This is a genomic window from Serratia sp. ASV30 (genome assembly GCF_016428815.1).
Lineage (GTDB): Bacteria > Pseudomonadota > Gammaproteobacteria > Enterobacterales > Enterobacteriaceae > Chania > Chania fonticola_C.
On the sequence record NZ_JAELTL010000061.1, the window covers coordinates 18,090 to 30,572 of the forward strand.

Sequence of the window (12,483 nt, forward strand, 5' to 3'; positions counted from 1 at the left end):
CTGCAACGCCAGCAGGCCGTTGGGCCGCTCTTTGTCGGCCAGTACAACACCTTAGAAGGTCAGAGTATGTCAGAGCAGTTTCTCTATTTTCTGCAGCAGATGTTCAACGGCGTGACGCTGGGCAGCACCTATGCATTGATCGCCATCGGTTACACCATGGTCTACGGCATTATCGGCATGATCAACTTCGCCCACGGCGAGGTATATATGATCGGCAGCTATGTCTCCTTTATCGTGATCGCCGCCCTGATGATGATCGGCATCGACGTGGGTTGGCTGCTGATCGGCGCAGCGTTCCTGGTGTCGATCGTGATTGCCAGCGCCTATGGCTGGAGCATCGAGCGGGTGGCCTACAAACCGGTGCGCAACTCCAAGCGCCTGATTGCGCTGATTTCCGCCATCGGGATGTCGATATTCCTGCAAAACTACGTCAGCCTGACGCAGGGGTCACGTGATGTGGCGCTGCCAAGCCTGGTCACCGGCCAGTGGGTGCTGGGTGAGAGCAACGGCTTTGCCGCGACCATCAGCACCATGCAGCTCATCATCTGGGTGGTCACCTTCCTGGCGATGCTGGCATTGACGATGTTTATCCGTTATTCGCGTATGGGCCGCGCCTGCCGTGCCTGTGCGGAAGATTTGAAGATGGCCAGCCTGCTGGGCATCAATACCGACCGGGTGATTTCGCTCACCTTCGTGATCGGCGCGGTGATGGCGGCGGTGGCGGGCGTGTTGCTCGGCCAATTCTACGGCGTGATCAACCCTTACATCGGCTTTATGGCCGGGATGAAAGCCTTCACCGCTGCGGTACTGGGCGGCATTGGCAGCATTCCTGGGGCGATGATCGGCGGGCTGGTGCTGGGCGTGGCTGAAGCGCTCACCTCGGCCTATCTGAGCACCGAATACAAAGACGCGGTGTCCTTCGCCTTGCTGATTGTGGTGTTGCTGGTGATGCCAACCGGTATCCTTGGGCGTCCGGAGGTTGAGAAAGTATGAAACTCGGTCTGCTTAACGCCTGTATTGCCACGGTCGTGCTGTTTGTCATGGCCTCCTTCCTGATGGGGATGCAACTGAGCCTCGACGGCACCAAGCTGGTGGTGCACGGCGCTGCCGAAGTGCGCTGGATGTGGATTGGTATCGGTTGTGTGGTGGTATTTTTCTTCCAACTGCTGCGTCCGCTGATGCAGCACGGGATGAAAAAAATCTCCGGTCCGGCGTTCGTATTACCCAGCTTTGACGGCTCCACAACGCGCCAGAAGGTGCTGGCAGCGGCGATCATCATTGCCGCCGTAGTCTGGCCGTTCCTGGTATCGCGCGGCACGGTGGATATTGCCACCCTGACGCTGATCTACGTCATGCTGGGGCTGGGCCTGAACGTGGTAGTTGGCCTTTCCGGCCTGTTGGTGCTGGGTTACGGTGGCTTTTACGCCATCGGTGCCTATACCTATGCATTGCTGAACCATTATTACGGCCTGGGATTCTGGGAAAGCCTGCCGCTGGCGGGGATCGTCACCGCCATCTTCGGCTTCCTGCTCGGTTTCCCGGTGCTACGCCTGCGGGGAGACTATCTGGCGATCGTCACGCTCGGCTTTGGTGAAATCGTCCGCATCCTGCTGCTGAACAACACCGAAATTACCGGTGGGCCGAACGGCATCAGTCAGATCCCGAAACCCACCTTTTTTGGTCTGGAGTTTAACCGCAGCGCCCGCGACGGTGGTTGGGATACCTTCCATAACTTCTTTGGCCTGAAATACGATCCCAGCGACCGCATCGTGTTCCTCTACCTGGTGGCGCTGCTGCTGGTGATATTGACGCTGTTTGTGATTAACCGCCTGCTGCGCATGCCGCTGGGCCGTGCCTGGGAAGCGTTGCGCGAAGATGAAATTGCTTGCCGTTCACTGGGCTTGAGCCCGACCAAAATCAAACTGACCGCCTTCACCATCAGTGCCGCCTTTGCCGGTTTCGCCGGTACGCTGTTTGCCGCACGTCAGGGGTTTGTCAGCCCGGAATCCTTCACCTTTGTGGAGTCAGCCTTTGTGCTGGCGATCGTGGTGTTGGGCGGCATGGGCTCACAGTTTGCGGTGATCCTGGCGGCGATCCTGCTGGTAGTGTCCCGTGAGATGATGCGCGATCTGAATGAATACAGCATGTTGCTGCTGGGGGCGCTGATGGTGTTGATGATGATTTGGCGGCCACAGGGGCTGCTGCCGATGAAACGCCCGCAGTTGAAGCTGAAAGTGGCTGATATCAAAGCCGTGAAGGGGGAGCAGGCATGAGTACTCAACCTTTACTGGCAGTAGCCGGGCTTTCGATGCGTTTTGGTGGTTTGCTGGCGGTAAACAACGTCGCGCTGGAACTGCATCAAGGTGAGATTGTTTCGTTGATTGGCCCGAATGGCGCGGGCAAGACCACGGTGTTCAACTGCCTGACCGGATTCTATCGCCCGACCAGTGGCACCATCAAACTGCGCGATCGTCATCTGGAAGGGCTTTCCGGCCAGACCATTGCCCGCATGGGTGTGGTACGCACCTTCCAGCACGTGCGGCTGTTCCGTGAAATGACGGTGATTGAAAACCTGCTGGTGGCCCAACATCAGCATTTGAAAAGCGGCGTGTTTGCCGGTTTGCTGAAAACCCCGGCGTTCCGCCGTGCAGAGGCCGATGCGCTGGAGCGTGCGGCGGTGTGGTTGGAGCGTGTGGGCTTGTTGGACATGGCTAACCGCTCTGCGGGTAACCTGGCCTATGGCCAGCAGCGTCGGCTGGAGATTGCCCGCTGCATGGTAACGCGCCCGGAACTATTGATGCTGGATGAACCGGCGGCGGGCCTGAACCCGAAAGAAACCGATGAGCTGGATCACCTGATCGTCGAGCTGCGTGACCAGCACCAGGTGTCGGTGCTGTTGATTGAGCACGATATGAAACTGGTGATGGGGATTTCCGATCGCATCTACGTGGTGAATCAGGGAACGCCGTTGGCACAAGGCACACCGGCAGAAATCCGCAATAACCCGGACGTGATCCGGGCCTATCTGGGCGAATAAGCATATGTTGTCATTTAATCAGGTTTCCGCCCATTACGGCAAAATTCAGGCGCTGCACCAGGTCAGCCTGAACATTCAACAGGGGGAGATCGTCACCCTGATCGGCGCCAACGGTGCCGGTAAAACCACCCTGCTCGGCACGCTATGCGGCGATCCAAGGGCCAGCGAAGGGTCCATCACCTTGATGGATCAGGACATCACCCAGTGGCAGACAGCGCGCATCATGCGTGAGGCCGTGGCGATCGTACCGGAAGGGCGGCGGGTGTTCTCACGCATGACGGTGGAAGAGAACCTGGCGATGGGCGGTTTCTTTGCCGATCGCGAGCAGTATCACCAACGCATCGAGCGGGTATTTACCCTGTTTCCACGCCTGCTGGAGCGCCGTAGCCAGCGCTCTGGCACCATGTCAGGTGGCGAGCAGCAGATGCTGGCGATTGGCCGTGCGCTGATGAGCCAGCCGAAGTTGCTGCTGTTGGACGAGCCTTCACTTGGGCTGGCCCCCATCATCATCCAGCAGATTTTCGATATCATCCAGCAGCTGCGCGAAGAGGGGATGACCATCTTCCTGGTGGAACAAAACGCCAACCAGGCACTAAAACTGGCGGATCGTGGTTATGTGCTGGAAAACGGCCGCGTGGTGTTGGAAGATACGGGGGCCGCATTATTAGCAAACGAAGCAGTGCGGTCAGCATACCTGGGGGGTTAAACCATGGGTAATTGCCATAGGGCGCACTGAGTGGCGCCCCTATTCTTAACGATTACGAGAACAAGCAATGAAGACAGAAGGACTACTCGCACAGCGCATCGTAAAGGTCAAAAGCTCGGCAATCCGCGAATTGCTCAAGCACAGCAAAATGGAAAACGTCATTTCGCTGGCGGGTGGCATTCCCTCTGATGCGCTGTTTGACTTCGAAGGATTGAGCATTGCTACCCAGCAGGCCATTACCGAGCAGCCAAAAAGCGCGTTCCAATATGGGCTGACCGAAGGCAGCGAACTGCTGCGTGAAGGCATCTGTACCCTATGCGCACAGCGTGGCGTTAATGCCAAACCGGAAGATATCGTGGTGACCGCAGGCTCCCAGCAGGCGTTAGATCTGGTGATGCGTGCGGTGATTAACCCTGGTGATGTGTTTGTAGTAGAGCGCCCGACCTATCTGGCGGCGCTGCAAACGCTGGAACTGGCGGAAGCCAACGTCATGTCCGTCTCTTCCGACAGCGACGGCATGGTGGTTGATGAACTGGCTGAACTGCTGAAAACCCAGAAGATCAAAGGGGTATACGTGGTGCCGAACTTCGGCAACCCGAGTGGCCTGACCCTGAGCGCCGCACGCCGTGAGCAGTTGGTGAAACTGGCGGTGGAGCATAACTTCCTGATTATCGAGGATGACCCGTACGGCGAGCTGCGCTTCACCGAAGAGCGTAATGCTACGCTGTATCAGGTTTCGCAGCAGGTACTGGGCCATACCGAAAACATTATCTATACCTCCACCTTCTCCAAGATCCTGGCTCCGGGCCTGCGCCTGGGTTGGGCCATCCTGCCGCCATTCCTGCTGCATAAAGTGGCGATCATCAAGCAGGCGGCGGATCTGCATGCCAGCGCGCTGTCGCAGAGCATCGTAGAATGTTACCTGGGGCTGGATCGCTTACCGGCGCAGATCGAAAAGATCCGTGCAGCTTACAAGCACAAAGGCGAGATCCTTGCCGGGCTGGTGGAAAAAGAACTGGGTGATGTGATCAGCTTTGATATGCCGAAAGGCGGCATGTTCCTGTGGGCGCGTTTCCGTCAGCAATTCGATGCCACTGAGTGGCTGAAAACCACCCTGAAGCAGGGCGTGGTATTTGTGCCGGGAGAATACTTCTTCTCTGAAAAACCGGATCGCTCGACCTTCCGCCTGTCGTTTGCCACGGCAACCGAACAACAGATGCAAGAGGCCGTCGCCCGCCTGCGTCGCTCACTGTAATCTCTCTGCGGCGGTGGGGTGAATTCCCTACCGCCGACATCAAACCGCCATCTGCACTTCACCTCGCTGTCATCTAGCTGTCACGCCAGAGTTATTTTTCTGTCATCCGCGCATGGCATGTTTAGCATCCGAACAAAAACTGTTTCTTTTCGCTCACGCGTTTTGATCACACCCGCTTTTTCAGGAGTTAGGCATGTTTGCTCACGCGATTAAAAAAACCACGTTGTGCGTTACCTTGGCCCTGGCGGTCAGCGGCCATGCAATAGCTGCTACCGAGATCCCATTCTGGCATTCGATGGAAGGGGAACTGGGTACCGAAGTCGACTCTCTGGCGGACCGTTTCAACCAAACTCACAGCGATGTGAAGATCGTCCCGGTTTATAAAGGCAACTACGAACAAAGCCTGGCGGCGGGCATTGCTGCTTACCGTTCCGGCAAGGCTCCGGCGATCCTGCAGGTCTACGAAGTGGGCACTGCCACCATGATGGCGAGCAAGGCGATCAAACCGGTGTATCAGGTGTTCCAGGAGTCGGGCGTCAAGTTCGACGAATCGGTGTTTGTGCCGACCGTGGCCGGTTACTACACCGATAACAAGAGCGGCCATTTGCTGTCCCAGCCTTTCAACAGCTCCACCCCGGTGCTGTATTACAACAAAGACGCCTTCAAGAAAGCGGGCTTGAACCCGGACCAGCCACCGAAAACCTGGCAGGAGCTGGCGGCTGATGCGGCCAAACTGCGCGCGGCTGGCATGAAGTGCGGCTACACCAGCGGTTGGCTGGGTTGGATCCAACTGGAGAACTTCAGCGCCTGGCATGGCGTACCGTTCGCCAGTGAAAACAACGGCTTTGGTGGCACCAATGCCAAGCTGGAGTTCAACCAGCCGCTGCAGGTGAAACATATTCAGTTCCTGCAAGACATGAACAAGAAGGGTGACTTCACCTATTTTGGCCGCAAGGACGAACCTACCGAGAAGTTCTACAACGGCGACTGCGCCATGGCTACCGCCTCTTCCGGCTCGCTGGCCAGCATCCGCAAATACGCCAAGTTTGACTTCGGCGTGGGCATGATGCCTTTTGATGCTGACGCAAAAAATGCACCGCAGAACGCCATTATCGGCGGGGCCAGCCTGTGGGTGATGAACGGCAAAGACGCGGCGACTTACAAAGGTGTGGCGGAATTCCTGCAATATCTGGCCCAGCCTGAGATTGCCGCCGAATGGCATCAAAAGACCGGCTACCTGCCGATCACCACTGCCGCCTATGAAATGACCAAGCAGCAGGGCTTCTACGACAAAAACCCAGGGGCCGATGTGGCCACTCGTCAGATGCTGAACAAGCCACCACTGGCGTTCACCAAAGGGCTGCGTCTGGGCAATATGCCGCAGATCCGTACCGTGGTGGATGAAGAACTGGAAAGCGTGTGGACCGACAAGAAAACCCCGCAGCAGGCGCTGGATGCCGCGGTACAGCGCGGTGACGTGTTGCTGCGCCGCTTCGAGGCTTCCACCAAGTAAGCGTCAGATTGGGCCATATTCGGCCAAACGACATCGATCCACTCCCTCTCCCTTTGGGCGAGGGTTGGGGTGAGGGGCTTATGCCGTCCCTCATCCCCATTTAACGGTTAACCCTATGTCATCATCCCGTCCCGGCTTCGGCTGTAGCTGGCTGCCCTATGTGTTGGTGCTGCCACAGTTGCTGATCACCGTCGTTTTCTTCCTGTGGCCTGCCGGCCAGGCGCTGTGGTACTCGGTACAAAGCGTCGATCCGTTCGGCCTTTCCAGCCAGTTTGTCGGGTTGGACAACTTTACACAGCTGTTCCAGGATCCGTATTACCTGGAGTCTTTCTACACCACGCTGTTGTTCAGCTTCCTGGTGGCCGGTGTTGGCCTGCTGGTATCGCTGTTCTTTGCCGCGCTGGTGGACTACGTGCTGCGCGGCAGCCGCTTTTATCAGACGTTGATGATCCTGCCCTATGCGGTTGCCCCTGCGGTAGCGGCGGTGCTGTGGATCTTCCTGTTCAGCCCCGGCATGGGGCTGATCACCCATGTGCTCGCCGGTTTCGGTTACGACTGGAACCATGCGCAAAACAGTGGCCAGGCAATGTTCCTGGTGGTGTTGGCATCAGTGTGGCAGCAGATCAGCTATAACTTTCTGTTTTTCCTGGCGGCATTGCAGTCCATCCCACGTTCCCTGGTGGAAGCGGCGGCGATCGACGGGGCAGGCCCGGTACGGCGTTTCTTCAACCTGGTGCTGCCGCTGATCACGCCGGTGAGCTTCTTCCTGCTGGTGGTCAACCTGGTGTATGCCTTCTTCGACACCTTCCCGGTGATCGACGCCGCTACCGGCGGTGGGCCGGTGCAGTCGACCACTACGCTGGTGTACAAAATCTATCGTGAAGGCTTTGCCGGTCTGGATCTGTCCAGCTCGGCGGCGCAGTCGGTGGTGCTGATGCTGTTGGTGATAGGCCTGACGGTGATCCAGTTCCGCTTTGTCGAACGTAAGGTGCGTTACCAATGATTGAGAACCGACGCGGGCTGGATATCTTCAGCCATACGATGCTGATTGTTGGCGTGCTGGTGGTGCTGTTTCCGCTGTATGTGGCCTTTGTGGCCGCCACGCTGGACGATCAGCAGGTGTTCCAGGTACCTATGACGCTGGTCCCTGGCGGACACTTGTGGGACAACATCCGCCATATCTGGCAGGGCGGTGTGGGCACCCTCAAGGTGCCGTTCTCGATGCTGCTGCTCAACAGCGTGATCATGGCGTTGGCGATCACCTGCGGCAAGATCGTGGTTTCGGTGCTGTCCGCCTATGCCATCGTCTATTTCCGTTTTCCGCTGCGCAGCCTGTTCTTCTGGCTGATCTTCATGACGCTGATGCTGCCGGTCGAGGTGCGTATCTTCCCGACGGTGGAAGTGATCTCCAACCTCAACCTGCTGGACAGCTACACCGGCCTCACGCTGCCGCTGATGGCATCGGCCACGGCCACCTTCCTGCTGCGTCAGTTCTTTATGACCCTGCCGGATGAGCTGCTGGAGGCAGCCCGTATCGACGGTGCCGGGCCGATGCGCTTCTTTTGGGACATCGTGCTGCCGCTGTCGAAAACCAATCTGGCGGCGCTGTTTGTCATCACCTTCATCTACGGCTGGAACCAGTACCTGTGGCCGATCCTGGTCACCAGTGACGCCTCGATGAGCACGGCGGTAGCAGGGATCCGCAGCATGATTTCCACCTCCGGCGCGCCGACCCAGTGGAATCAGGTGATGGCGGCAATGATGTTGACTTTGATCCCGCCGTTGGCGGTGGTTCTTCTAATGCAGCGCTGGTTTGTGCGCGGTCTGGTTGATAGCGAGAAGTAACGAATATGGCAGGTTTAAAACTACAGGCGGTCACCAAGTCTTACGACGGCAAAACGCCGGTGATCAAGCAGATCGATCTCGACGTGGCTGATGGTGAATTTATTGTGATGGTTGGCCCCTCCGGCTGTGGCAAATCGACGCTGCTGCGGATGGTGGCCGGGCTGGAGCGCACCACCAGCGGTGATATCTATATTGATAGTCAGCGCGTGACCGATCTGGAACCGAAAGATCGCGGCATCGCCATGGTGTTCCAGAACTACGCGCTGTATCCGCATATGAGCGTGTACGACAATATGGCCTATGGCCTGAAAATCCGTGGCTTTGGCAAACAGCACATCCGTCAGCGGGTAGAAGAGGCGGCGCGTATTCTGGAGTTGGAACCGCTGCTGCAACGCAAACCGCGTGAGCTTTCCGGCGGCCAGCGCCAGCGGGTGGCGATGGGGCGTGCGATTGTGCGCGAACCGGCGGTGTTTCTGTTTGATGAGCCGCTCTCCAATCTGGACGCCAAATTGCGTGTCCAGATGCGCCTGGAATTACAGCAGCTGCATCGCCGGCTGAAAACCACCAGCCTGTATGTCACCCACGATCAGGTTGAAGCGATGACGCTGGCGCAGCGGGTGATCGTGATGAATAAAGGCGTGGCGGAGCAGATTGGTACGCCAAGTGAGGTTTATCAACGCCCGGCGACGCTGTTTGTCGCCAGCTTTATCGGCTCCCCGGCGATGAACTTGTTGCCTGGCACGCTGAGTGCGGACGGCAAACAACTGCAACTGGCCGGTGGTATGACACTGGATCTGCCAGAACCTCGGCCACAGTGGGGCGGACAGGAGTTGACGTTGGGTATCCGACCGGAGCATATTCAACTGAGTACGCGCGAGCAGGGCGGTATTCCGTTAGAGCTGCAAACGCTGGAGTTGCTCGGCGCCGATAACCTGGCACACGGGCAATGGGGGAGTTCAGGCGTGATCGTCCGCCTGAGCCATGAAACCCTGCCGCCTGCGGGCAGCATCCTGTATTTACAGCTGCCTGCGTCGGCGCTGCACTTTTTTGCTACCCATAGCGGAACACGGATGGATTGATGACTACAGCCTGGCCTTATCCCCACATTGTCGCCCATCGCGGCGGCGGTTCTCTGGCACCGGAAAATACCCTGGCCGCGATTGATGTCGGCGCGCGTCATGGCCACAAGATGATCGAGTTTGACGCCAAACTGGCGCAGGACGGGCAGATTTTCCTGCTGCATGATGACACGCTCGAACGCACTAGCAACGGCTGGGGCGTGGCGGGCGAACTGCCATGGGAAAAGCTGGTAGAACTGGATGCCGGCGACTGGTACAGCTCGGCCTTTAAAGGGGAGCGTTTGCCGCTGCTGTCGGACGTGGCGGAGCGCTGTAAGCAGCACGGCATGATGGCCAATATTGAAATCAAGCCAACCACCGGCAGCGACGAGGAAACCGGCCGGGTGGTGGCTTTTGCCGCCAGCATGTTGTGGCAAGGGCAAACCGATCCGCTGCTTTCTTCGTTCTCGGTGGAAGCCCTGGCGGCGGCACAGCAGACCGCCCCAGAACTGCCGCGCGGCCTATTGCTGGACAAGTGGGATGACAATTGGCGTGAGCTGACCGAGCGCCTGAGCTGTGTCTCGCTGCATATTAATCATAAAGAACTGACTGCCGAACGTGTCGCGGCGCTAAAAGATGCCGGGCTGCGTATTCTGGTGTATACCGTCAATAAGCCGGAGCGGGCGCGTTTATTGTTGAATTGGGGCGTTGACTGTATTTGCACCGACCGGATAGATTTGATCGGCCCGGATTTTTAACCGGTTAATTGCTTGGATAAAGATCCTTAACCCCCGAAGGAGAGCGAACCGATCGAGTTCGCTGATATGCCCTACTTCCCGGAGGAGCAGAGGCTAGTCGAGTGCACGGGCTGGCCCCCTCGCCCTTTGGGAGAGGGCTGGGGTGAGGGGATATTTTACCAGACCAGAACATAGCGACGTCAGCCCGTTGCCGCCGCGCCATCGGAAGGGATACGATGCCTGCCTTTATTGTTTCGCTGTGGCACCAAATAGTGCTGTCTTTGCCGTTATTTGTGCTGATCGTGCTGGGATATGGCCTTATCCGCTGGGGAAAGTGGCCGGCGACCATCACCGATGGCCTGACCCGCTTCGTGTTTTCCCTCGCCCTGCCCGCCATGCTGTTTCGCATGATGTGCGATTTTTCACAACGCCCGGCGGTGGATGCCCGCCTGCTGATCGCCTTCTTCGGCAGTTGCCTGATCGTCTTCGTGATCGGCCGCATTGCCGCACGGCGGCTCTTCAAGCTGGACGGCGTTTCGGGTTCGGTATTTGCTCTGGGCGGCATTTTCTCCAATAACGTCATGCTTGGCCTGCCGATCGCCACGGTGATGCTGGGAGAGGAGGCCATCCCATCGGTGGCTCTGGTGCTGGTCTTTAACGGCCTGATTTTGTGGACGTTGGTGACCATCTCCATCGAATGGGCGCGTAATGGCTCCCCCACGCTGCAAGGATTTATCAAAACGGCGCGCAGCGTGCTGACCAATCCGCTGATTATCGGCATCCTGTCTGGCACGCTGTTCAGCCTGACCGGCCTGCCTCTGCCAGTGTTTGTCGATCAGCCGGTCAGCATGCTGGGCCAGGTGGCGGCTCCGCTGTCGCTAGTGGTACTCGGCATGGGGCTGGCGGAATACCGTATCAGCGAGGGCTGGCAACTGAGTAGCGGCATCTGCTTCCTCAAGCTGATCGTCCAGCCGATGGTGGTCTGGCTGCTGGCTTGGTCAATGGATTTACCCCCGATGGAGACCCGTGTGGTGGTACTGCTGGGATCAATGGCCGTGGGGGTAAACGTCTACCTGATGTCGCGGCAGTTCAACGTGCTGACCGGCCCTGCCGCTACCAGCCTGGTGATGTCCACCGCGCTGGCGGCGATCACCACCCCGTTAATCCTCACCATTATGGGGGTCAGGGTGTAGCCGGGAGCGGCGCCTGCGGTATTACCGGAGCAGTCTGGTTAAAGGGATTAACCGGCTGATTGCCGTTTTGCAGCATCTTGCCAGTGGTCATCTGTGGCTGCATCGGGTTGTTATTGCCGTTATAGGGCAGCATTTTGGGCTGGTTGACCTTGAGTTGATAACCCTGCTGCTGGCGCTGCTCCATCTGCTGATTGTTCAGCATGCGCTGTTGTTGTGCCTGCTGGTTGCGCTGGTTAAGAAATTGCTGTTGCTGGCTGAGCGTAGTGACGCCGTTTTCCGCCACAGCCAACCAGGGCAGCCACAGCAGGGTGGTGATAATAAGGTGACGTTTCATGTTCTACCTCCTCTGAGCTTGGTTGTCTTATCACAATAGAACATGGGGGTATTGGCTTTCACAAAGACAAAGCCAGACGTGTTTTGTGTGTAAATCTCGAGTTGCATGCCACTATGTTCATACAAATAAAAATCTGGCAATAAGACACTCATGAATCCTGCGTATTTTGAATCATAGGCATCTTGAGAAATCAGGGTGTAGCTATTGCCTTCTCTGGTATAGGTAAAATTCAAGACACGGTTAATCTTGGCTATCCTATTCCCATTTTCAATCATAGTAAATGAACCCTCCATGCGGCCATCACCTTCGTTGAAGGTAAAGTTCAATACACCAGAGATCACTTTGTTCTCTAATGTTGTCTCGACATGGCTTTCGCATGAGAAATGTTCCATCGGATAGCTACGATAGTAGCTTAAAGAGATAACACTAACTGTTATCAATACAAATAATACCAATAGCCATTTTACTAGTTGGGACCTAGTCATAATTTAGTTCCCTTATCCGCTCGTAAGATCGACATTTTATACCTGAAGCTAGAATGTCGTTATCACACATAATCATCGAGATCTGAGGGCGACCTTTCGGCAGTGTCAGGTAAACCCAGTTTTTTTCTTCGCACTTTATTGGGTTTTTCTTAATAAAAGAAAGATATTTATCATCAGTACTATCAATACTTGGTCTGAAAAGAATACAGTTATTTATTTCGGCAAACTTCAAGTAATGATTAAAGTACCCTCTATGGGCTTGGTGTTGATGACTATCCGTGATTGAAACGGTGATAAAACCGATAAGAAGGACGGCAAGG

13 protein-coding genes and 1 pseudogene are annotated in these 12,483 nt (G+C 56.7%); 11 read left to right on the top strand and 3 right to left on the bottom strand.

Going from position 1 to position 12,483, the window contains the following annotated elements; translation table 11 throughout:
• The first annotated feature begins 66 nt into the window (after window positions 1-66).
• From livH to JHD74_RS21385, 11 genes are all read left to right on the top strand, one after another.
• Window positions 67-993: a high-affinity branched-chain amino acid ABC transporter permease LivH gene (gene livH, locus JHD74_RS21335; RefSeq protein ID WP_021181499.1), complete on the top strand. Its 927-nt coding sequence runs from the start codon at window positions 67-69 to the stop codon at window positions 991-993.
• Entirely contained in the window at window positions 990-2,273 is a 1,284-nt protein-coding gene (locus tag JHD74_RS21340) for a high-affinity branched-chain amino acid ABC transporter permease LivM (RefSeq protein ID WP_065685454.1), read from the top strand. The genes livH and JHD74_RS21340 overlap by 4 nt, the downstream gene beginning before the upstream one ends.
• The gene (livG, locus tag JHD74_RS21345) at window positions 2,270-3,037 is read left to right on the top strand and encodes a high-affinity branched-chain amino acid ABC transporter ATP-binding protein LivG (protein ID WP_024484631.1); all 768 of its coding nucleotides are present in this window, start codon (window positions 2,270-2,272) and stop codon (window positions 3,035-3,037) included. Before JHD74_RS21340 ends, livG begins: the two co-directional genes overlap by 4 nt.
• A gap of 4 nt (window positions 3,038-3,041) precedes the next feature.
• Complete coding sequence (livF, locus tag JHD74_RS21350; protein WP_021807790.1) at window positions 3,042-3,743, top strand: high-affinity branched-chain amino acid ABC transporter ATP-binding protein LivF; 702 nt, start codon at window positions 3,042-3,044, stop codon at window positions 3,741-3,743.
• A 67-nt stretch (window positions 3,744-3,810) separates the two neighbouring features.
• Window positions 3,811-4,998, top strand: a complete 1,188-nt coding sequence (locus JHD74_RS21355) for a PLP-dependent aminotransferase family protein (protein WP_065685456.1) — start codon at window positions 3,811-3,813, stop codon at window positions 4,996-4,998.
• A 193-nt stretch (window positions 4,999-5,191) separates the two neighbouring features.
• On the top strand, window positions 5,192-6,511 hold the full coding sequence (gene ugpB, locus JHD74_RS21360) for a sn-glycerol-3-phosphate ABC transporter substrate-binding protein UgpB (RefSeq protein WP_098929125.1): 1,320 nt from the start codon (window positions 5,192-5,194) through the stop codon (window positions 6,509-6,511).
• A 115-nt stretch (window positions 6,512-6,626) separates the two neighbouring features.
• Complete coding sequence (gene ugpA / locus JHD74_RS21365) at window positions 6,627-7,514, top strand: sn-glycerol-3-phosphate ABC transporter permease UgpA (RefSeq protein WP_024529581.1); 888 nt, start codon at window positions 6,627-6,629, stop codon at window positions 7,512-7,514.
• Window positions 7,511-8,356, top strand: a complete 846-nt coding sequence (gene ugpE, locus JHD74_RS21370) for a sn-glycerol-3-phosphate ABC transporter permease UgpE (protein WP_021181492.1) — start codon at window positions 7,511-7,513, stop codon at window positions 8,354-8,356. Before ugpA ends, ugpE begins: the two co-directional genes overlap by 4 nt.
• A gap of 5 nt (window positions 8,357-8,361) precedes the next feature.
• Entirely contained in the window at window positions 8,362-9,435 is a 1,074-nt protein-coding gene (locus tag JHD74_RS21375) for a sn-glycerol-3-phosphate import ATP-binding protein UgpC (protein WP_024529582.1), read from the top strand.
• Window positions 9,435-10,172 (top strand): glycerophosphodiester phosphodiesterase, encoded by a 738-nt coding sequence (ugpQ, locus tag JHD74_RS21380; RefSeq protein ID WP_024529583.1) that lies wholly within the window; start codon window positions 9,435-9,437, stop codon window positions 10,170-10,172. Before JHD74_RS21375 ends, ugpQ begins: the two co-directional genes overlap by 1 nt.
• Window positions 10,173-10,387: 215 nt before the next feature.
• Window positions 10,388-11,344, top strand: coding sequence for an AEC family transporter (locus JHD74_RS21385; RefSeq protein WP_098929121.1), 957 nt, complete (start codon window positions 10,388-10,390; stop codon window positions 11,342-11,344).
• On the opposite strand, the gene JHD74_RS21390 is transcribed toward JHD74_RS21385, so the two are convergent.
• The 3 genes and pseudogenes from JHD74_RS21390 to JHD74_RS26670 form a co-directional block, all read right to left on the bottom strand.
• Window positions 11,334-11,678, bottom strand: a complete 345-nt coding sequence (locus tag JHD74_RS21390) for a hypothetical protein (RefSeq protein ID WP_161712637.1) — start codon at window positions 11,676-11,678, stop codon at window positions 11,334-11,336. The two genes, JHD74_RS21385 and JHD74_RS21390, sit on opposite strands and share 11 nt — an antisense overlap.
• A complete protein-coding gene (locus JHD74_RS21395; RefSeq protein WP_024531213.1) occupies window positions 11,675-12,163 on the bottom strand; it encodes a hypothetical protein in 489 nt (162 codons plus the stop codon). The genes JHD74_RS21390 and JHD74_RS21395 overlap by 4 nt, the downstream gene beginning before the upstream one ends.
• Window positions 12,156-12,483, bottom strand: a pseudogene (locus JHD74_RS26670) (hypothetical protein); the annotation flags it as partial. The gene JHD74_RS21395 and the pseudogene JHD74_RS26670, both read right to left, overlap by 8 nt.

Coding starts and splice junctions, on each gene's coding strand:
- livH (WP_021181499.1), top strand. CDS start 67: ATGTCAGAGCAGTTTCTCTATTTTCTGCAGCAGATGTTCAACGGCGTG.
- JHD74_RS21340 (WP_065685454.1), top strand. CDS start 990: ATGAAACTCGGTCTGCTTAACGCCTGTATTGCCACGGTCGTGCTGTTT.
- livG (WP_024484631.1), top strand. CDS start 2,270: ATGAGTACTCAACCTTTACTGGCAGTAGCCGGGCTTTCGATGCGTTTT.
- livF (WP_021807790.1), top strand. CDS start 3,042: ATGTTGTCATTTAATCAGGTTTCCGCCCATTACGGCAAAATTCAGGCG.
- JHD74_RS21355 (WP_065685456.1), top strand. CDS start 3,811: ATGAAGACAGAAGGACTACTCGCACAGCGCATCGTAAAGGTCAAAAGC.
- ugpB (WP_098929125.1), top strand. CDS start 5,192: ATGTTTGCTCACGCGATTAAAAAAACCACGTTGTGCGTTACCTTGGCC.
- ugpA (WP_024529581.1), top strand. CDS start 6,627: ATGTCATCATCCCGTCCCGGCTTCGGCTGTAGCTGGCTGCCCTATGTG.
- ugpE (WP_021181492.1), top strand. CDS start 7,511: ATGATTGAGAACCGACGCGGGCTGGATATCTTCAGCCATACGATGCTG.
- JHD74_RS21375 (WP_024529582.1), top strand. CDS start 8,362: ATGGCAGGTTTAAAACTACAGGCGGTCACCAAGTCTTACGACGGCAAA.
- ugpQ (WP_024529583.1), top strand. CDS start 9,435: ATGACTACAGCCTGGCCTTATCCCCACATTGTCGCCCATCGCGGCGGC.
- JHD74_RS21385 (WP_098929121.1), top strand. CDS start 10,388: ATGCCTGCCTTTATTGTTTCGCTGTGGCACCAAATAGTGCTGTCTTTG.
- JHD74_RS21390 (WP_161712637.1), bottom strand. CDS start 11,678: ATGAAACGTCACCTTATTATCACCACCCTGCTGTGGCTGCCCTGGTTG.
- JHD74_RS21395 (WP_024531213.1), bottom strand. CDS start 12,163: ATGACTAGGTCCCAACTAGTAAAATGGCTATTGGTATTATTTGTATTG.